At 56.8% G+C, this 604-nt stretch carries 1 protein-coding gene; it reads right to left on the reverse strand.

Annotated elements, in window-relative coordinates; all coding sequences use genetic code 11:
• Positions 1–166: 166 nt before the first annotated feature.
• Complete coding sequence (locus NW856_RS06085) at positions 167–367, reverse strand: DUF2811 domain-containing protein (RefSeq protein WP_041436785.1); 201 nt, start codon at positions 365–367, stop codon at positions 167–169.
• Between the last annotated feature and the right edge of the window lie 237 nt (positions 368–604).

The following is a 604-nucleotide window of genomic DNA, read 5'->3' on the forward strand; positions in this document are numbered from 1 at the left end:
GAGCTTATTATTGACTAGAGTCATGCTCTTTTTTGCCTCTTTTGAGATCCTTTTCACTTCTTAGCGCCCTCCCCCCAGTGTCCAAATGACAGCGGTGGGACAGGATCCCTACCCAGGCTAACAAAAGGTTCCCGCTGCCCCACTTTTCACAGGCCATCCCTGGGGCTCAGTTGCGGCGAAACAGGCTGTCCAAGTAGATGCGTGCCGCCCGCCGGTCGCTCTCCCCGCTTTGGAGCAGGAATAACGAGAGCGCTGCCGTCACCACCCGATCCTGATCCCAGTCGGGATGGCGGGAGAGGTAGTTTTGGAGGGTGTCATGCAGCTCCTCGGGAATTTCACTCAAAATGCTAACGCTGTGAGAACTCATAGTCCAACCACTCACTCGGGGTCAAGAGGGGAGAAAACGGCATCCCGCAAAACCTGCGGCCACAGCCAGAACTTGGGCAGCCCGAACAGAGCGAGCCCGCAACACCAAAACCCAACCTAGGTAGGCTAGGGGCCTCAGCAGGCCCGCAAGAAGAAAAGCAAGCGATATAGGTTCATAGCTTGCCCCTATCCCGGCGGATGGGAGGGAGGGCATTCACAACTGTTCCTAAGCCTGTCG

It is taken from the genome of Synechococcus sp. R3-13, from assembly GCF_047462195.1.
In the GTDB taxonomy this organism is placed as follows: Bacteria; Cyanobacteriota; Cyanobacteriia; order Thermostichales; family Thermostichaceae; genus Thermostichus.

Coding starts and splice junctions, on each gene's coding strand:
- NW856_RS06085 (WP_041436785.1), bottom strand. CDS start 367: ATGAGTTCTCACAGCGTTAGCATTTTGAGTGAAATTCCCGAGGAGCTG.